We start from the raw sequence: 18,335 nt of genomic DNA, 5'->3' as shown, positions 1-18,335 counted from the left end.
AAGCGGCGCACTCATCGCGGCAGGCCCTGACGTCCGCCTGAGTGGTGACCGGCTCGAGGTTCTGGGGGTGTCTTGAGCCCGGCGAGCGTGAGGTCCAACGCGGTTTCAAGGTGCTGGGCATCCCCGGTTGCCATCAGGACCTGGACGCCGCCCTGGATGACGGCGACGATCGCTTTCGCAGCGGCGGCAGGGTTGTGACTCCGGTCGATCTGGCCCGTTGCCTGCATGGTTTCGATTCCGTCCCGAAGTGCCTGCTCCCAGGCGCGCATCAGCTCGATAATCACGGCGTGGGAGCCGGGCGAGCTCACGTTGACCTGGACCATCAGGGCGTGGAGAGGGCAGTCGGGACCCTGGGCCTTGTAGCGGGAGACGACCGCGTGCCGCCAGGCATCCCACGCGGGCCACGAGTCGAGGCGCGAGAGGTGCGGCTCCTGGTCGGACAGGACACGAGCTGCTTCGAGTTCAGCGATGGCGAGCAGCAGCTCCTCGCGACCACCCGGAAAGTAGTGGAACAGCTGACCCTTGCTGGTGCCGGTACGAGCGAGCACATCATCGAGGGTGGTGTTGACGACGCCCTCGGCGCGCATGAGTTCCGAGGCCCCCTCCACCAGGCGTGCGCGGGTCGCTGCGCCCTTGGCACTCAGTCCAGTCACGCTTCGAGGATGGCAGCAAGATTCTGGACTTGGAAGTCCATTTTCTAGTTCCTACCGTCCTCGGTATGGACAAGCTCAGCGGTAAGACTGCACTCATCACCGGATCCACCAGCAACATCGGCCGCGCCATCGCGCTGCGGTTCGCAGCAGAAGGTGCGCACGTCGCAGTCTCAGGCCGCGACCCTGATCGCGGAGCAGCTGTCGTTGCGGAGATCCGCGCCGCCGGCGGTCGCGCTGACTTCGTGGCAGCGGACCTGGACGGCAGTCCTGACCGTTCCCAGAAGCTTGCCGACCAGGCCATCGCGGCGCTTGGCCGTGTCGACATCCTGGTCAACAACGCTGGCATCTATCCGGCCGGCACGACGCTCACCACCGACGCCTCGACCTTCGACCAGATCTTCGCCGTCAACGTGAAGGCTCCGTACTTCCTGACCGCGGCGCTGGTGCCGAGCATGGTCGAGCGCGGCAGCGGTGCCGTGGTCAACCTGGGCTCGTGGATCACCAGGCTCGGTGTCCCTTCGGGCTCGGCCTACTCTGCATCCAAGTCAGCGGTCGAAGGCCTCACCCGAGCCTGGGCCGCCGAGTTCGGACCGCAGGGCGTTCGGGTCAACGCAGTCTCACCCGGCGTCGTCGCCGAACCTGGTTCCGAGCTCGCACGCCTCGCGGTCGGCATGATGCGGGGAACCCCCGCCAACGAGGTCGGCCACCCCGGTGCGATCGCCGGGGCTGCGGTCTACCTCGCCTCGGACGACGCCGCTTTCGTGCACGGCACGGTCCTCGATGTCGACGGTGGTCGACTCGGGGTGGCGGTCGTCGCGAGCAGCTGATGCTCGGTCGCGCGCCGGTCGGGGCAGACCGTGCTTGAATTTCGCCCATGGGCGATCTTTCGAAGATCGAGAAGTTCGTCGGTGAGTACTCCCTGAGCTTCGAGTGCCGCACCCCGGTCGATGACGTCGTGCGGGAGCAGGGCGACGAGCCGAACGGTCACTTCTGGGAGACCGTTGCCGAGTTCCTTGCGCCGGTGGAGTTTGCGGAGCTGGAGCCTGATTCCGAAGGTTCCATGTTCTCGGTGTCAGGAAAGAAGCGCCATCTACGCCGGTTGCAGAAGCGGCTCGAACCGGTACTTCAAGATCCGGTGCGCCTGCGCGAGGTGCTCGCTGCCGCGAAGGCGGCAGGTTTTCAGATCGAGGGCTGACGACCCGGGTCTCGACAGATCCGGTCGTTCGTGCGGCCCGGGACCTCGTAAGGTTCGACGCTAGTCCTCTGCGGGCGACCTCAGCCGGCGCCGCTCGAGGTGGCTGGTCCCGGTGACCACGCTCAGCGGCGGCACGTCGGACGCCACCACGGCCCCCGCACCGACCACCGACCCGCGACCGATCCGCACGCCGGGGGTGACGGTCGCGGCGGCACCGATCCAGACGTCGTCCTCGATCACGATCGGCGCATGGGTGAGGAACTCGTAGCGCTCGTCCAGCTCGACCGGATGCCCGCCGGTGCTCAGCGTGACGCCAGGGCCGATCATCACCCGGTCACCGAGGGTGATGCCGCCCAGGTCGAGGAAGTAGCAGCCCTGGTTGATGAAGACCTTCTCGCCGAAGGACGCGTTCATTCCGTGGTCGCAGTAGAAGGGCGGAAGGATCGTCAGCGAGTCGGGGATGCCGTGGCCGAGGATCTCGCGGAGAAGCGCACGGCGCTGGTCGACGTCGTCGTACGGGAGGGAGTTGAGGCGGGCGCTCAGGGCCATCACGACCCGGACCCGGTCGGCGACCGCCTTCGACTCCGGTGTTCCTCGGGGGATCCTCTGCTCGCCGCGCACCACCCGATGCTGGCACACGGCACAGGTCCAGTGCTGCCCGGCGCCTCAGTCGATCAGCGCGACCTTGAGGTCGGCGGGGACGAGCAGGCGGCGGGTGATCAGGCGTTCGGCGACGAGCACGGTGAACGTCTGCGCGGCCATGATCCCGAAGAGCACGAGCGCCTGCGCCGTCGCTGCCATCACCGGCGTACCGCCGCCGAGCATGACCCCGATGAAGGCGCCGGGCAGGGTCACGACTCCCGTCGTGGTGACCTGGTCGAGGCCCGGCAGCAATGCCTCCGGTGCGCGGGGGTGAACGATCTCGCGCGCCGAGTCGCCGGGGGACATGCCGAGGGCGAGGCCGGCCTCGTAGAGGTGGTGCTCCTCGCGCAGCGCGGGGTACGCGCGCCTCCCGACCAAGGTGTTCGCGGTCATCGCGTTACCGATGACGATGCCGGCCACCGGGATCACGGCGATGCCCTTCATCGGCACCGCACCGGTCGCGAGGATCACGGTGAGCGCGGGAACGACACCCGCGGCGATCGCCAGAGCCGCCCAGTGCCAGGTGCCCGGTGAGCCCGTACGCCGCGACGTGGTCAGCACGGCCATCGCGAACATCAGGGCGACGAAACCGAAGGACAGCGCGAGGTCCTCGATCACCCAGCGGATCAGCAGCGCCACGACGGTGAGCTGGAGGAGAGCGCGTGCGCCCGCGATCGCCGAGGGCCACGCCAGCTGGTAGCCCGCGACCTGGTGGGCGAGCAGGGTGATGAGCATCAGGATCGCCAGCGCGATGGCCACCGGCCAGCCGGGTTCGATGCTCACGTGAGCAAGCGTAGGGCGGCGACGGCGTGCCGGTAGGGTCCGAAGCATGCGCGCAGCCCAGGTAGTCCGGCTCGACGGCCCGCTCGCCGTCGAGATCAACGAGATCGAGGAACCGACCGAGGTCGGTGTCTTCGGCCCGCAGATCCTCGTCGAGGTGCACGCGGTCGGGGTCTCGTTCCCCGACCTGCTGATGAGCAAGGGCGAGTACCAGCTGAAGCCCGCCCTGCCGTTCACCCTCGGGGTCGACTTCGCCGGCGTGGTGCGCAGCGCTCCCGAGGGCACCGGCTTCGCCGCAGGGGACCGGGTGGCGTGCGTCGGAGCCAACGGCGGGGCGACCGAGCTGGTCGGTCTGGGCAAGGACACCGTGTTCCCGCTTCCCGGCAGCTTCACCTTCGCGCAGGGCGCGGCGCTGCCGATGAACTACCTCACGGCACAGTTCGTCCTGAAGGAGCGCGGCCAGCTGCTCCCGGGCGAGACCGTGCTCGTCAACGGCGCCGCCGGCGGCGTCGGCACGGCGACCATCCAGGTCGCCAAGGGGTACGGCGCCCGCGTCATCGCCGTCGTCTCCAACCAGGAGAAGGCCGACTTCGCTCGCGCAGCCGGGGCTGACGAGGTCGTCCTGGTCGACGGTTTCCTCGCTGCGGTGAAGGAGCTCACCGGTGGCGCCGGCGTCGACCTGGTCGTCGACGTCGTCGGCGGCGACATGTTCAAGGACTCGCTGCGCTCGCTCGCCACCCAGGGCCGGCTGCTGGTGGTCGGCTTCGCCGGCGGCTCGATCCCCGAGGTGAAGATCAACCGGTTGCTGCTCAACAACACCGACGTCCGCGGCGCCGCCTGGGGCGAGTACGCGATGACCCGTCCCGGGTACATGACCGCGCAGTGGCGCGAGCTCGAACCGATGATGGCCTCCGGCGTGATCGACCCGCCGATCGGCGCGACGTACCGGCTGGAGGAATTCGGCCGGGCGCTGCAGGAGATGGACGACCGCCGGACTCTCGGCAAATCCGTTCTCACCGTGCGCTGAGTCCCTACGATCTTCGGGACCCCTCCGGAGGAGACACCGATGAAGCGCATCCTGTTCCGCACCTGCACCGCTGCCGCTGCCGCCTTCGCGCTGGCTCTGTCGCTTGCCGCCTGCGGGGGTGACGACGACTCCCCGAAGGCCAGGAAGGAAGCGCGGGCGGACTTCAAGAAGGACGCCGAGAAGATCTGCACGAAGGCAGTCGCCGACATCAAGAAGCTGCCCGAGGAGCTGGGACCGGACCCGTCGCAGGCCCAGATCGCCAAGATCCTCGACAAGGTCGGCGACGGCTTCCTCGCCGAGGTGGCCGCCCTGCGGAAGCTGGACCCGCCCAAGGCCCAGGAGAAGGCGGTCGAGGAGTGGCTCGACGCGTTCGCCGCGGCGGCGGAGGAGACCAAGAAGAAGGGCGCGAAGCTGCTCGACAACGGTGCGGCGTCGCCGTACGCAAAGCCGGACGAGCTGGCGCGCAAGCTCGGCATCGACGGCTGCCTGAGCAGTGCCAGCTGATCCCCGGGCGACCCCTTAGGCTCGGAGCACCACATCCAAGGAGAGTCCATGAGGAACACCACCATCCGCACGTTCGCCGCCGTGGCGTGCTCGGTCGCGCTCGCGACGTCGTTCGCCGGCTGCGGCAGCGACAGCAAGGACGACAAGGGTGACTCCAAGTCGCTGTCGGTCGCCGAGTTCAAGGAGCAGGCCAACAAGCTCTGCAAGGAGGCCGACGAGGACGTCAAGGAGATCGGGACGACCCTCAGTGCCACCTCGGGCAAGGACGAAGTCACCGACGCACTGAAGAAGGCAGCCGACCGGGTCGACGACGAGGTCGACGACATCAAGGACCTCGGCATCCCCAGCTCGATCGAGGACGACGTCGAGGACATGCTCGACGCGGTCAACGACGCCACCGACACCATCCGCGAGAAGGGCGCCGCGCTGCTCAACGAGCAGCAGTCGCCGTTCGCTGCCGCCAACGAGAAGGCCAAGGCCCTCGGCCTTGACGACTGCGCCGACAGCACCCAGTGACTCTCCCGCACCACCCCTCCAGAGACCGCCGAGAAGGAGACTTCATGAAGAACACCACCATCCGCTCGCTCGCCGCCGTGGCGTGCTCCGTCGCGCTGGCGACGTCGTTCGCCGGCTGCGGCAGTGACAGCAAGGACGACGACAAGGGCGAGTCCAAGACGCTGTCGGTCGCCGACTTCAAGGAGCAGGCCAACAAGCTCTGCAAGGAAGCCGGCGAGGACACCGCGAAGTTCGGCGAGGACATCTCGGAGAGCTCGAGCGACGCCGACGTGTCCGATGCCATCGACAAGACCGTGGACCGGAACAAGAAGCTCGTCGAGGACATCGACGACCTGGAGGCGCCCGACTCGATCGAGGACGATGTCGACAGCATGCTGGACAGCGTCGAGGACGGCCTCAAGCAGATGGGCGAGGTCTCCTCGCTCCAGGACCTGATGGCCTTCGACCCCACCGGCGGTTCGTTCAAGGACGCCAACGACAAGGCCACCGCGCTCGGGCTGCCCGACTGCGCCGGCTGACGTTCGCACCACCCGGATGAGGAGACCTGAGAGGGCCCGCGCTGCGCGCCCCTCTTGGGTCTCCTCATCTAGTCTTTCCCCGTGACGATTCTCGATGACGCCCGCGAGGGCATGGACCTCAGCATCCGCCCGCAGGACGACCTGTTCGGTCACGTCAACGGGACCTGGCTCGACACCTCGGAGATCCCGTCCGACCGCGCCTCGTGGGGCCCGTTCGTGATGCTCGCCGACGTGGCCGAGGAGCAGGTCCGGGTCATCATCGAGGACTGTGCCGCCGGGCGCATCGAGGGCGAGGACGCGAAGAAGATCGGCGACCTGTACGCCAGCTTCATGGACGAGGCCCGCGTCGAGGAGCTGGGGGTGAGCCCGCTGACCGGGGTCCTCGCTGCGATCGACGGCCTCGACAGCCTGCTCGACCTGGCGTCGTTCCTCGGTGACTTCGAGCGCACCGGCGGAGGCGGCATCTTCGGCTCGTTCGTCGACACCGACGACCGCGACTCCGACCGCTACCTGGTCAACATCAGCCAGGGCGGCATCGGCCTGCCCGACGAGTCGTACTACCGCGAGGAGAAGTTCGAGGAGATCCGCGGCAAGTACGTCGACTACCTCACCACGCTGCTCACCCTCGCCGGCCGGCCCGACCCCCGCGCGACGGCCGAGACGGTGTTCGCGCTGGAGAAGCGGATCGCGGAAGGGCACTGGGAGCGCTCGGAGACCCGGGACGTCCTGAAGACCTACAACCTGACGTCGTACGCCGATCTCACGGCGTCCCTGCCGTCGTTCGACTTCGAGGTCTACGTCCGCAACCTCGGCGGCGACGAGAAGACCTTCGCCGAGACGGTCGTCCGACAGCCCTCCTTCCTGTCGCACCTGGAGACGGTGCTCGCGGAGACCCCGATCGAGTCGTGGCGCGCGTTCCTGGCGGTGCGCGCGATCCGCTCGGCCGCGGGCTACCTGCCGGACGCGTTCGTGCAGGCGAACTTCGACTTCTACGGCCGCACCCTGTCCGGCACCCCTGAGCTGCGGGCGCGCTGGAAGCGCGGTGTCGGCCTGGTCGAGGGCGGGCTCGGCGAGGCCGTCGGTCGCGAGTACGTCCAGCGGCACTTCCCGCCGCGCAGCAAGGAGCTGATGGACGAGCTGGTGGCCAACCTCCTCGAGGCGTACCGGCAGAGCATCACCGCGCTCGACTGGATGAGCGAGGAGACCAAGCAGCGGGCGTTCGAGAAGCTCGACACCTTCGTGCCGAAGATCGGTTACCCGGTGAAGTTCAAGGACTACTCCGAGCTGTCGATCAGCGCCGACGACCTGGTCGGCAACGTCCTGGCGATCACGGCGTTCGAGACCGACAAGCAGCTGAAGAAGATCGGAGCACCGGTCGACCGTGACGAGTGGTTCATGCTGCCGCAGACGGTCAACGCGTACTACAACCCGGGCACCAACGAGATCTGCTTCCCCGCAGGCATCCTGCAGAAGCCGTTCTTCGATCCCGACGCCGACCCGGCCGAGAACTACGGCGGCATCGGCGCGGTCATCGGCCACGAGATCGGCCACGGTTTCGACGACCAGGGCGCCCAGTACGACGGGCACGGCAACCTCAACGACTGGTGGACCGCCGAGGACAAGGCTGCCTTCGAGGTGAAGTCGAAAGCCCTCATCGCCCAGTACGACGGCTTCGAGCCGCGCAACCTGCCGGGTGAGCACGTCAACGGCGCCCTCACGGTCGGCGAGAACATCGGCGACCTCGGTGGCCTGACGATCGCGCACAAGGCCTACGAGATCTTCCTCGACGGCGCCCCGGTGCCGGAGGCCGACGGCGAGACCGGCTACCAGAAGCTGTTCCTCAACTGGAGCTACGTCTGGCGGACCAAGCGGCGGATCGAGCTCGAGCAGCAGTACCTGACCACCGACCCGCACAGCCCGCCGGAGTTCCGCGCCAACATCGCGCGCAACCTCGACGAGTTCCACGCGGCGTTCGGCACCCAGCCCGGTGACGGGCTGTGGCTCGACCCCGAGGACCGCGTCCGGATCTGGTGACCGGGCGGTGATCCGTCGCCTGGCCTTCCTGCTGATCGGCGTCCTCGCGGTCGCCGGCGGGATCGTCGTCGGCGTCCGGGTGCTGGGCGGGGACGCCTGCGCGGTCGAGACCGTCGAGGACCCCCGGAGCCCGCTGCAGAGCGTGGCCCGGATGAAGGCTGCGCCGGACGAGGACCGGGACGCGCTGGCGACGGCGCTCGGCTCGGCCCCCGAGCCGTTCGGTGAGCTGCGTGCCGGGTTGGACTACTACTACGACCAGTACCTGCACCTGTACGGCGTGAACGGCGGCGTGCTCGCCTGGACGAACGACAACGCGCCGGTCACCTACCTCGACGACGGCACGTTGAAGCCGCGCTGGTCGCTGCGCCCCGCGACCAAGCGCACGGCCTGGGACACCTCGCAGGACCGGTTCCTGCTGCTGGGGTTGTCGAAGTCCGCGCCCGTGACGGTGTCGTCGCACGACCTGAGGTCCGGTGAGCAGAAGTGGTGCGCCGAGCTGTCGGGGAAGCAGCGGGCGGGCGAGCCGGTGGGGACGGCGTTCCTGCCGGGCGGCGACGTGGTCGTCGCGCTGCCTGCGACGCGTGACCGGATCCAGGTCAGTCGTCTTGCGGGCGACGACGGGAAGGAGCTCTGGTCGCGCACGGTCACGGCTGGGCGCGCGGACTTCGTGGACCTGGTCGGCGACGTGCTCGTGGTCGGCGGTGAGGAGGAGTTCCGACTCGCCGCGGCCCCTTCCGGCAAGCAGGTGGACAACGCCGTGGTCACCCTGGACCCGTCGAGCGGTCGCCAGGTCGTCGCCTGGGGTGGCGGCGACGCCGGCCTCGCGCACGTCGTCGGAGCCACCGGCTCGACGATGGTGGTGACCACCCGCCTCGGGGAGGGCGTCGACCTGGCGGCGGTCGACGATCAGCTCGCCGAGAGGTGGACAGTGCGCCTGCCCGACGGGGCCTACGAAGCCACCCTGCGCGGCGACGTCGTCCTCACCCGGACCCGCACCAGCCTGGACGCGTACGACGCCGGGAGTGGCAAGGTCCTCTGGCGCCGGGCCCTCCCGCAGGACCGCACCTACTTCCCCTACGGCTTCGCGCTCGGGCAGATGCCGTCGCTCGACGGGACACACGTGCTGGTCCCGACCACGAGCTCGCTGGAGATCCTCGACGTGACGGACGGGACCTCACGCTCGGTGCCGTTGCCCACCGACGGGGTGTCGTCGACGTACTGGCCCTACCAGCTGCTGGCCACGCCCAAGCACCTCGGTGTGCTCACCAACACGGGCACCGCGGTGGTGACCCGGGACTGACTCGGTCGTTAGACCGTGCGTGAGAAATCGGGGAGCGGGCCTTGCCGTGCTGCTGGCGATCACGGTGGCCGCGTGCGGTGGCATCGACCCGGGCCGGGCGCCGCTGAACGCGAAGACGGACGACTTCTGCGCGGCGTACAGCAGGGTCGCGAAGGCGACAGCGAGCACGTCCAGCGACAAGCTCGAGGACTACCTCAATGAGCTCGCCCGGTTCGGCACGCCACGGGGGATCCCCACGGCGGCGCGCAACGGCTTCGAGTACGTGATCGACCCGGACCACAAGTTCTCCGACGGCGGTCAGCTCAACGACCTCGCGGCGCAGACCTCGGCCGCCGGTCAGGACGCGGCCGCCCTGAAGGCCTACGCCCGGACCACCTGCTGACCGCCCCGCCGAGCCCTGTCGGCGTCGTGGGATAGAACTGCTGCATGGACCGAGCCGAGGTACGCGCAGAAGCCGAGAAGCACCTGCGGGCCCTCGTCGGGTCCGACGACGCCACCCTGTACGACGACCAGTGGGCGGCCATCGAAGCCCTCGCCGTCGACCGCCGTCGGGCCCTCGTCGTGCAACGCACCGGCTGGGGCAAGTCGGCCGTCTACTTCGTCGCCACGGCGCTGCTGCGCGCCCGCGGTGGTGGTCCGACGGTGATCATCTCGCCGCTGCTCGCGCTGATGCGCAACCAGATCGAGGCGGCCGAGCGCGCCGGCATCCGTGCGGTGACCATCAACTCCACGAACATCGAGCAGTGGCAGGAGTCGCACGCCCAGATCGCGGCCGGCGAGGTCGACGTGCTGCTGGTCAGCCCCGAGCGGCTCAACAACCCGGGCTTCCGCGACGAGGTGCTGCCGCGCCTGACCGAGTCCGCCGGCCTGCTCGTCATCGACGAGGCGCACTGCATCTCCGACTGGGGCCACGACTTCCGCCCCGACTACCGGCGGATCCGGCAGATGCTCACCGACCTGCCCGCGGGGATCCCGGTGCTGGCCACGACGGCGACCGCGAACGCGCGCGTCACCACCGATGTCGCCGAGCAGCTCGGCGAGGGCGTTCTCGTGCTGCGCGGCGAGCTCGACCGCGAGTCCCTCGACCTCGCGGTGATCCAGCTTCAGCGACCCGAGGAGCGACTGGCGTGGTTGGCCGACCACCTCGGCGAGCTGCCCGGTTCGGGGATCATCTACACGCTCACGGTGGCCGCGTCCCAGGAGATCTCCGGCTTCCTGCGTGACCGGGGGTACGACGTCGCGGCGTACTCGGGGCAGACGGAGACCACCGAGCGCCAGGCCCTCGAGCAGGACCTGGTCACCGGTCGGCTCAAGGCGCTGGTCGCGACCAGCGCGCTGGGCATGGGTTTTGACGCGAAGCTCGGGTTCGTCATCAACGTCGGGGCACCGTCGTCACCGGTCGCGTACTACCAGCAGGTCGGTCGTGCGGGCCGTGGACTCTCGGGCGACGCGCACGCGAGCGTGGTGCTCCTGCCGGCGTACGAGGACCGCGACATCTGGCGCTACTTCGCCTCGCTCGCGTTCCCGCCCGAGCAGCACGTGCGCACGGCTCTGTCCGCCCTCGACGCGCACGGCGGGGCGATGTCGACGGCGCAGCTGGAGACGTACGTCGACCTGTCCCGCAACCGGCTCGAGATGATGCTCAAGGTGCTGGACGTCGACGGAGCCGTCCGGCGGGTCCAGGGCGGGTGGACCTCGACCGGGCAGGAGTGGGTCTACGAGCAGGAGCGCTACGACCGAGTCGCCGCGGCCCGTCGAGACGAGCAGGCGCTCATGCTCGAGTACGTGAGCACCGACCGCTGCCGGATGCGGTTCCTGCGCGAGGCGCTCGACGACCCCGGCGCGAAGGACTGCGGCCGCTGCGACAACTGCGCCGGTCCGACGCTCTCGTCCTCCGTCTCGCAGGCGAGTGTCGCGGGTGCCGGCGACCGCCTGACCCGGCCGGGTGTCGCCGTTCAACCGCGCAAGATGTGGCCGACAGCGTTGGCCAACCTGGGCATCGACCTCAAGGGCAAGATCGCCGAACCCGCGGAGGAGGGTCGCGTGGTCGCGCGGCTGACCGACCTCGGGTTGGGTCAGGCGTTGCGCGACCTGTTCCGACCCGGGAGCCCCGACCAGCCGGCACCCGCCGACCTGGTCCAGGGTCTGATCGCCACGCTCAGCGACTGGCAGCCGAAGCCGGACGGCATCGTCGGGTTCGAGTCCCGAAGTCACCCGTTGCTCGTCGGCAGCCTGGTCGAGGGGCTCTCCAAGGTGGGCCGGATCCCGGTGCTGGGTCGCCTCGCGATCCGGGACGACTCGATCGGCACCGGGCACGGCGCGACCAACTCGGCGCAGCGGATCGCGGCGGTGTCCCGTCGCTACGAGCTGGTCGACGACGGGGTCGCCGGCCGGCGGGTGCTGCTGATCGACGACCTGATCGCCTCGGGTTGGTCGATGACGATGGCGGCGCACTGGCTGACCCAGGCGGGCGCGGCGGCGGTGCTGCCGCTGGCGCTGGGGTCGGAGACCTAGGCAGCGACGCTGCTCAGCGCCACGGTCGCGGGAACTGTCACAGGTAGCCCGCGCCTGTCCAGACGATCTGCCGAGCGAGGTGACGCGTACCCGTCGGCGAGCCGCTGAGCGAGGTGGAGAGGGATCCCACCACGTCAGGAGTCACCCATGCTCAGCCCCCAGAGGCTTGCGGCGGCCTTCGCCTGTGCCGCCGTCGCGCTGGTCGGTCCGGCCGCGTTCGCCGACACCGTCTACAACGACCTCGACAACAGCATCGACACCGGCCTGGAGTCGCTCGCCCTGACCTACGACACGGTCGCGGCGACCGGGACCAGCGGAACGGCCACCCTGGCCATCCAGGTGAACGGCAAGCCGGACCACCCGGGCTGCAACATCCAGGGCGGGGCGCACTACATCGCCCTGAACCCGGTGGTCGCCAACCCGGCGGTGGCGTCGGTGATCCTTTCCAACGACGGCGTTCTCGACGCGTGCACCGACACGCTCACCGCGACGGTTCAGGCGCTCGGCCTCGGGTCCACGAACGTCTCCTTCGTCATCGACGACGCCCGCACCAACAACGACCCCAAGCTGACCTTCCGGCTCGACGAGTCGGCGTTCACGGTCAACGTCACCGCGGGCAGCACGCCGCCGCCCCCGGTCGGCTGCGACGCCGACCCGGCCGCACCGGCCTGGGCGAACGCGATCCTGCAGAAGGCCGGCATCAAGGCGAAGGCGGGCAGCACCAACTACGTCTCGACGATCGCTCAGGAGATGGGCAAGGGCGCGACCTTCGGCGGCTTCGCGAAGAACGCCCACCCGCAGTACGAGAACGCCGTCCACGCCCGGCTCCAGCAGCTGACCGGCAAGACGCTGCCGTCGGCTCAGGCCTCGGCCCGTCCCGGGTGGGAGTGCGCTTCGCAGTAGGGAGTCGTACCAGGGTCCGCCGCTCCTCGGCAGCGGCGGACCCTGGTCACCCGACGTGCACGTGCGGGCGCTGCTCGCGGTCCTTCTCGGCACGGCGGATCACCTCGCGAGTTACCGGCGCCACCTCCCCTACCCCGAACAGCAGGAACCGGAGGAGGTTGGTCGCCGGACTGCCCTCCGTCCACTCGAAGTAGACGTGCGGACGCACGCCGGTCCGGTCCCGGATGTCGAGGAGCAGCGCGGCGATGGCGTTGGGCACCGATGGTGACTCCATCCGGATGACGCGGTAGCGGTCGTGCACCACCTCCCCGCGTGCCTCCAGGACACTCTCGAAGTCCGACGGGTCGGTGACCGTGACCTCCACGAAGATCACGTCGGCTCCGTCGGGCAGGTCGTTGTCGAGAAGGATCTGCTCCCGTTTGAGCTGGTACTCCTCGGGACCGCCGTGGTCGGGCTCGTGGGCGAGGATCCGGATGTCGCGGCGGGCGCAGTCACGCAGGAACATCTCAGCGGTCGCGTCGATCTCGACCTTCGTGGTGCGCAGCTCGAAGGCCCGGCGGACCCGCGAGAGCACCGAGCTGACCACGATGGCGAGGATGAACAGACCGCCGATCTTGGCACCGTCGGGGCGCTCGATGACGTTGTCGACGGTCGTGTAGGCGAAGACCGCGGCGATCAGCGCGAACACGACCGTCTGCTTGCGCTGACCCGCTCGACGAGCCGACAGCGTCACGGCGACCGCGGCCGAGGTGATGAGCACGAGGACGCCTGTTGCGTAGGCACCGGCCTGGGCGTTGACGTCGGCCTTGAAGATCCAGGTGATCGCGAACGCGGTCGCGGTGAGCACCATGACCAGCGGCCGGATCGCGCCGGCCCACTCCGGCGCCATCCCGTAGCGGGGCAGGTAGCGCGGGATCAGGTTCAGCAGTCCGGCCATGGCCGAGGCGCCGGCGAACCAGAGGATCGCGATCGTCGAGACGTCGTACACGGTGCCGAAGCTGTTGCCTAGATAGCCGTGGGCCAGGTACGCCAGAGCACGCCCGGATGCCTCTCCGCCGTCCTCGAACTCCGCCGGAGGGATCAGCCAGGTGGTCACCAGGCTGCTGGCGATCAGGTAGGTGCTCATGATCGCGGCGGCCGCCAGCAACAGCTTCTTGGTGTTGCGGATCCGGCCGACGGGCCGTTCCTCGGTGTCACCCGGGTGGCCTTGGACGTGGGTCATCACTGCGACGCCGGTCTCGAAGCCCGACAACCCCAGCGCCAGCTTGGGGAACACCAGCAGTGACATCCCGATCATCGCGAGCACGCTGCCGTGCTCGACCTGGAGCAGGTTCGTCCAGTCTCCGACGACGTGCGGATTCGCGAAGACGTGGCCGAGACTGACGGCGATCACGACGAAGTTCAGCGCCAGGTAGGTGGTGACGAGGAAGACCGCGACACCGATCGCCTCACTGAATCCGCGGAGGAAGACGCCGCCGAGGATCGCGACCAAGCCGATCGTGATCGCCAGCTCGTGGCCGTGGATGAACGACGGCACGTGCGGGTTCTCGACGACGTGGGCGCTGGCGTCAGCGGCCGACAGCGTGATCGTGATCATGAAGTCGGTCGCGGCGAAGCCGAGGAGAACCAGGACGAACAACTTGCCGCGCCAGAACGGCAGCAGCTTCTCCAACATCGAGATCGAACCCTGCCCGTGCGGGCTCTCGGCGGCGACGCGTCGGTAGACCGGCAGCGCGCCGAAGAGGGTCAGCAGGACCAGCACGACGGTGGCGATCGGCGCGAGGGCGCCGGCGGCCAGGGCTGCGATGCCGGGTTGGTAGCCGAGGGTGGAGAAGTAGTCGACCCCGGTCAGGCACATGACCTTCCACCAGGAGTGCTTGCGCTCAGTTGTACTCACGCTGGTCATGCAAGCACCGGGACCGGCCTGTCCCGACCGCCCTAACAGGTCCCTAACGAGGCGCGCGTTAGGAAGTCGTCAGGGACGCCGCCGGCCGCCTGGACCTGGGTTCGACTGGAACCGTGAAGACGTTCGAACCCTCCCGTACGACGACCCGGATCCCGGTCCGCACCGACCCGGGGCTCCGTTTCGCGTGGGCGCACGCCGTGCTCGCGGTCGTGCTGCTCCTCGCTGAGGGGATCCGCCTCGGCGTCGTACCGACCGAGGTCTCGGCCGCCTCCGCGATGGTCCTCGTGGGCGCCGGGCTCCCGCTGCCGTTGCGCCCCGTCCTCGGACTGGTGACGTGGGCGTTCGTCACCGGCTTCGTCGTGAACGAGCTCGGTGAGCTCACCCTCGCTGCCAGCGACCTCTACCGGTTGGGCGCGCTGGTCGCAGCCGTCGGCCTGGTCCCGACCCTCGTACGGCGCCTCCGGCGATGAGCGGACGACGATGAGCGTGCACACTGATCGGGTGGCACGACGACGCGAACGCGGTGAGCTCGACCGGGGACGTCGGCTCGCGGGCTTTGCGATGGCACTGATCTCGCCGCCCCTGCTCGCCCTCGTCCTGCACCCGCTGTCCGACCGGGTGAACCTGGTGAGCGACATGCTGCTCTTCCTGCTGCTGACGGTCCTCGTGTCCCGTGTCGGTGGCCTGCTGCCCGCTCTGGTCGCCGCCGCCGTCGGGTCGTTGCTCATCAACTACTACTTCACCCCGCCGTTCCACACCCTGGAGGTGCGCGACGCCAACAACGCGCTGGCGATCGGTGTGTTCATCGCGGTCGCGATCCTCGTGAGCTCGGCCGTGGACCTGGCCGACCGGCGTACGCGACAGGCTCAGTACCTGGCGCCGCTCGCCGAGGCGAACAAGATCCGCACCGCCCTGCTGGCCGCTGTCGGGCACGACCTCCGCTCGCCGCTCGCGGCCGCGAAGGCGGCGGTCTCCAGTCTCCGGTCGCGTGACATCGACCTCGTCGCCGAGGACCGCGACGAGCTGCTCGCTGCTGCGGACGAGTCGCTCGACCGCCTGGCGGGCCTGGTCGACAACCTGCTCGACATGAGCCGGCTGCAGGCCGGGGCGCTGGCGATCCAGCTGACCCCGACGGCGACCGACGAGGTGGTGGCGCGCGCGCTCGAGGACATCGGTCCCGCCGGGACCCGCTTGGTGCTCGACCTCGGCAGCCCGTCGCCGGTGGTGCTCTGCGACCCCGGTCTGCTCGAACGTGTGCTGGTGAACCTGGTCGACAACGCCTTGAGGTACTCCCCGGACCACCCGCCGCAGGTGCACGCGTCGACGGCCGACGGGACCGTTCAGCTGCGGGTCGTCGACCACGGGCCGGGCATCCCCGTGGCCGAGCGCGATCGCGTCTTCCTGCCGTTCCAGCGCCTCGGTGACACCGACAACACCACGGGCATCGGCCTGGGTCTCGCGCTCTCACGCGGGCTCACCGAGGCGATGGGCGGGACCCTGGAACCCGAGGAGACCCCAGGCGGCGGACTCACCCTGGTGATCACGCTCCAGGCCGGTGACGAGTCCGTCGCAGAGCCGGGTCTCGTCGAACGGACGACGTCATGACCACGGTGCTCCTCGTCGAGGACGACCCGCAGATCCTGCGCACCCTGGCGATCACCCTGCGGGCGCGTCGGTACGACGTGCACACGGCGACCACCGGCGCCACCGCCCTCGCTGCGGCCGCAGCGCACCCGCCGGACCTCGTGATCCTCGACCTCGGGTTGCCGGACATGGACGGGACCGCCGTGGTCGCCGGTCTGCGTGGATGGACCAGTGTCCCGGTCCTGGTGCTCTCCGGCAGGTCGGACAGTGCCGACAAGGTCGACGCCCTCGATGCCGGCGCCGACGACTACGTGACGAAGCCGTTCGGTATGGATGAGCTCCTGGCACGCCTGCGTGCGATGGAGCGCCGCGGTGGTTCGGTCACCGAGGACCAACCGGTCGTGCCGTTCGGGACGAGCTCCGTCGACCTCGCTCTCCGGCGGGTCACCGCAGCGGACGGGACCGATGTGCGTCTCACCCCGACCGAGTGGCACCTGCTGGAGGTACTGGTCCGGAACCCCGGAAAGCTGCTCAGCCAGAAGCAGCTGCTGCTGGAGGTCTGGGGACCCGGATACGAGACCGCCCAGGGAAACCTGCGGCTCTACATGGGCCAGCTCCGGCGCAAGCTCGAGGCCGACCCCGCGCGACCGGTGCACCTGCTCAACGAGCCGGGGATGGGCTACCGCTTCGAGCCGTAGAACGCCGAACGGCCCGGCACCGAGGGGAGGTCGGTACCGGGCCGCCCGAAGGGGCTGAGTCGATCAGCCGAATGCGCGACGGATGATGAAGTTGATGTCCGTCTGGTCGATCAGGCCCACCAGGTTCGCTGCCCCAGGGCCGTAACCGGCGACGCGGAGCTGGCTGCCGGTGTGCTGCTGGCTGCCGCCGGCAGCGGCGGTGCCGTAGGCCACGATCATCTCGGAGCCCTCGTTGGTGGCGAGCTTCACCGTCAGGCCGGGGGTGTTGCCGTCGACCAGCTGGCTGGTGTGGGCGTGGTCGGCGGTGACGATGACCAGGGTGTTGCCCTGCTTGCGCGCGAAGTCGAGAGCGCTCTTCACGGCCTCGTCGAGCTGCTGGGTCTCACCGATCTGGCCGCAGGCGTCGGCGGCGTGGTCCTGCTTGTCGATCGACGCGCTCTCGACCTGGAGGAAGAAGCCCTTCTTCTTGCCGTTGGCGTTCTTGGTGAGCAAGTCGATCGACTTGTTGGTCATCTCCTTGAGCGTCGGCACCGCGGCGAACGCCGGGTTGTCGGTGCAGGCCGCGGCCGGGAGGTTCGCCCCACCGCTCGTGGCGGCCGGACCGGTGAGCTTGACCGGCAGGTTGCCCGGCGCGAAGAGCGCGAGCAGCGGCTTGTTCTGGTTCGCGGCGGTGACGCCGGCCAGCGCGGACTTGTCGGTGATCCAGTTGTAGCCGCGGGCGACGGCCTGGGCCTGCAGGGTCTGGCCGACGTACGGGCCGGCCTGGGCGAGGTCGGCCGGGGTGCTCGCGGTGAAGGTCGCCGAGCCGCCACCCATGGTCACGTCGGGGCGGGTGGTCAGCAGCTGCTCGCTGATCGAACCCTTGCCGCCGTTCTGGAGCGCTGCCTCGGGGCAGTTCGCCGTGGTGGCCTTCGGTCCGTAGCAGGACCGCAGGCTGATGTGCGCCTCCTGGACGGCCGGGGTGGCGTCCTGGATCTCGGAGGTGGTGATGTTGCCGGTGGCCTTGCCCTTCTTCTTCGCCAGCTCCAGCAGGTTCTGGTGCGCGACGCCGAAGCGGTCGACGCCGACGGCGTTGTCGTAGGTCTTCACGCCGGTGGCCCAGGCGGTGCCGGTCGCGGCGGAGTCGGGGACGTAGTCGGCCTTCCCAGTGGCCTTGTTGACGCTGTAGTGCGTCATCTGACCGGTCATCGGGAGGGCGTCGATGCCGGGGAAGGCGCCGCCCGCGCCACGGAGGTAGTTGCGGGCCACGGTGATCTCGGAGTCACCCATGCCGTCGCCGATGAACAGGATGACGTTCTTGGCCTTGCCGTACTGGATCGCGCGGTCGATGGTTCGCGTCTGGTCGCCGGCCTCGCGGCGGGCACCGCCGACCTGGTCGATCTGGCCCTGCGCGTGCCGGTCGAGGACCGGCCGGAGGAAGGTGGCGTCGGCGGCGGCGGTACCGCCCACGATCGCGGCGACGAGCGCTGCACCCAGGGAGGTGCGGAGCGCTGCGGTGCGGAGCTTGGACATCGGGGTCCCTTCGAGAGTGGTCGTGCGTACCCACGAAGGCAATCGGGCC

At 69.4% G+C, this 18,335-nt stretch carries 19 protein-coding genes; 14 read left to right on the top strand and 5 right to left on the bottom strand.

Annotated features, from left to right (window positions below):
- Positions 1–11: 11 nt before the first annotated feature.
- Entirely contained in the window at positions 12–653 is a 642-nt protein-coding gene (locus ABIE44_RS08945) for a TetR/AcrR family transcriptional regulator (RefSeq protein ID WP_354437951.1), read from the bottom strand.
- 65 nt (positions 654–718) lie between these two features.
- On the opposite strand from ABIE44_RS08945, the gene ABIE44_RS08940 reads away from it, so the two are divergent.
- Positions 719–1,480, top strand: a complete 762-nt coding sequence (locus ABIE44_RS08940; RefSeq protein WP_209719278.1) for an SDR family NAD(P)-dependent oxidoreductase — start codon at positions 719–721, stop codon at positions 1,478–1,480.
- A 47-nt stretch (positions 1,481–1,527) separates the two neighbouring features.
- Positions 1,528–1,848 (top strand): Imm51 family immunity protein, encoded by a 321-nt coding sequence (locus ABIE44_RS08935; protein WP_209719281.1) that lies wholly within the window; start codon positions 1,528–1,530, stop codon positions 1,846–1,848.
- 60 nt (positions 1,849–1,908) lie between these two features.
- Here the strand turns inward: ABIE44_RS08935 and ABIE44_RS08930 are convergent, their stop codons facing one another.
- Positions 1,909–2,469, bottom strand: coding sequence for a sugar O-acetyltransferase (locus tag ABIE44_RS08930; RefSeq protein WP_354437950.1), 561 nt, complete (start codon positions 2,467–2,469; stop codon positions 1,909–1,911).
- A 45-nt stretch (positions 2,470–2,514) separates the two neighbouring features.
- Entirely contained in the window at positions 2,515–3,273 is a 759-nt protein-coding gene (locus ABIE44_RS08925) for an ABC transporter permease (RefSeq protein WP_209719284.1), read from the bottom strand.
- Between the two features lie 46 nt (positions 3,274–3,319).
- On the opposite strand from ABIE44_RS08925, the gene ABIE44_RS08920 reads away from it, so the two are divergent.
- The 9 genes from ABIE44_RS08920 (at position 3,320) to ABIE44_RS08880 (ending at position 12,586) form a co-directional block, all read left to right on the top strand.
- Positions 3,320–4,297, top strand: a complete 978-nt coding sequence (locus tag ABIE44_RS08920; protein ID WP_209719287.1) for an NADPH:quinone oxidoreductase family protein — start codon at positions 3,320–3,322, stop codon at positions 4,295–4,297.
- 39 nt (positions 4,298–4,336) lie between these two features.
- Positions 4,337–4,801, top strand: coding sequence for a hypothetical protein (locus tag ABIE44_RS08915; protein ID WP_209719290.1), 465 nt, complete (start codon positions 4,337–4,339; stop codon positions 4,799–4,801).
- 48 nt (positions 4,802–4,849) lie between these two features.
- On the top strand, positions 4,850–5,317 hold the full coding sequence (locus ABIE44_RS08910; protein ID WP_209719293.1) for a hypothetical protein: 468 nt from the start codon (positions 4,850–4,852) through the stop codon (positions 5,315–5,317).
- Positions 5,318–5,361: 44 nt separating this feature from the next.
- Entirely contained in the window at positions 5,362–5,835 is a 474-nt protein-coding gene (locus ABIE44_RS08905; protein ID WP_209719296.1) for a hypothetical protein, read from the top strand.
- An 81-nt stretch (positions 5,836–5,916) separates the two neighbouring features.
- Positions 5,917–7,869 (top strand): M13 family metallopeptidase, encoded by a 1,953-nt coding sequence (locus ABIE44_RS08900; protein ID WP_354437949.1) that lies wholly within the window; start codon positions 5,917–5,919, stop codon positions 7,867–7,869.
- A gap of 7 nt (positions 7,870–7,876) precedes the next feature.
- On the top strand, positions 7,877–9,169 hold the full coding sequence (locus ABIE44_RS08895) for an outer membrane protein assembly factor BamB family protein (RefSeq protein WP_209719299.1): 1,293 nt from the start codon (positions 7,877–7,879) through the stop codon (positions 9,167–9,169).
- A gap of 46 nt (positions 9,170–9,215) precedes the next feature.
- Positions 9,216–9,551: a hypothetical protein gene (locus tag ABIE44_RS08890; protein ID WP_354437948.1), complete on the top strand. Its 336-nt coding sequence runs from the start codon at positions 9,216–9,218 to the stop codon at positions 9,549–9,551.
- Between the two features lie 44 nt (positions 9,552–9,595).
- Positions 9,596–11,683 (top strand): RecQ family ATP-dependent DNA helicase, encoded by a 2,088-nt coding sequence (locus tag ABIE44_RS08885; protein ID WP_209719305.1) that lies wholly within the window; start codon positions 9,596–9,598, stop codon positions 11,681–11,683.
- Positions 11,684–11,830: 147 nt separating this feature from the next.
- Complete coding sequence (locus ABIE44_RS08880) at positions 11,831–12,586, top strand: hypothetical protein (protein WP_209719308.1); 756 nt, start codon at positions 11,831–11,833, stop codon at positions 12,584–12,586.
- A 46-nt stretch (positions 12,587–12,632) separates the two neighbouring features.
- Here ABIE44_RS08880 and ABIE44_RS08875 read toward each other — a convergent pair whose 3' ends face one another.
- A complete protein-coding gene (locus ABIE44_RS08875; RefSeq protein WP_354437947.1) occupies positions 12,633–14,483 on the bottom strand; it encodes an APC family permease in 1,851 nt (616 codons plus the stop codon).
- Positions 14,484–14,605: 122 nt separating this feature from the next.
- Here ABIE44_RS08875 and ABIE44_RS08870 point away from each other — a divergent pair, with 122 nt between their 5' ends.
- From ABIE44_RS08870 to ABIE44_RS08860, 3 genes are read left to right on the top strand one after another with little or no spacing between them, the layout of a single operon-like run.
- On the top strand, positions 14,606–14,962 hold the full coding sequence (locus tag ABIE44_RS08870) for a hypothetical protein (RefSeq protein ID WP_209719311.1): 357 nt from the start codon (positions 14,606–14,608) through the stop codon (positions 14,960–14,962).
- A gap of 31 nt (positions 14,963–14,993) precedes the next feature.
- Complete coding sequence (locus tag ABIE44_RS08865; protein ID WP_354437946.1) at positions 14,994–16,097, top strand: sensor histidine kinase; 1,104 nt, start codon at positions 14,994–14,996, stop codon at positions 16,095–16,097.
- Positions 16,094–16,774 carry a response regulator gene (locus ABIE44_RS08860; RefSeq protein WP_209719318.1) on the top strand — a complete coding sequence of 227 codons (681 nt, stop codon included), beginning with the start codon at positions 16,094–16,096 and terminating at the stop codon, positions 16,772–16,774. Before ABIE44_RS08865 ends, ABIE44_RS08860 begins: the two co-directional genes overlap by 4 nt.
- 63 nt (positions 16,775–16,837) lie before the next feature.
- Here ABIE44_RS08860 and phoA read toward each other — a convergent pair whose 3' ends face one another.
- Entirely contained in the window at positions 16,838–18,286 is a 1,449-nt protein-coding gene (gene phoA, locus ABIE44_RS08855) for an alkaline phosphatase (RefSeq protein WP_209719321.1), read from the bottom strand.
- Between the last annotated feature and the right edge of the window lie 49 nt (positions 18,287–18,335).

It is taken from the genome of Marmoricola sp. OAE513 (genome assembly GCF_040546585.1).
Lineage (GTDB): Bacteria > Actinomycetota > Actinomycetes > Propionibacteriales > Nocardioidaceae > Marmoricola.
This window is presented reverse-complemented; position numbering and strand designations above follow the sequence as displayed.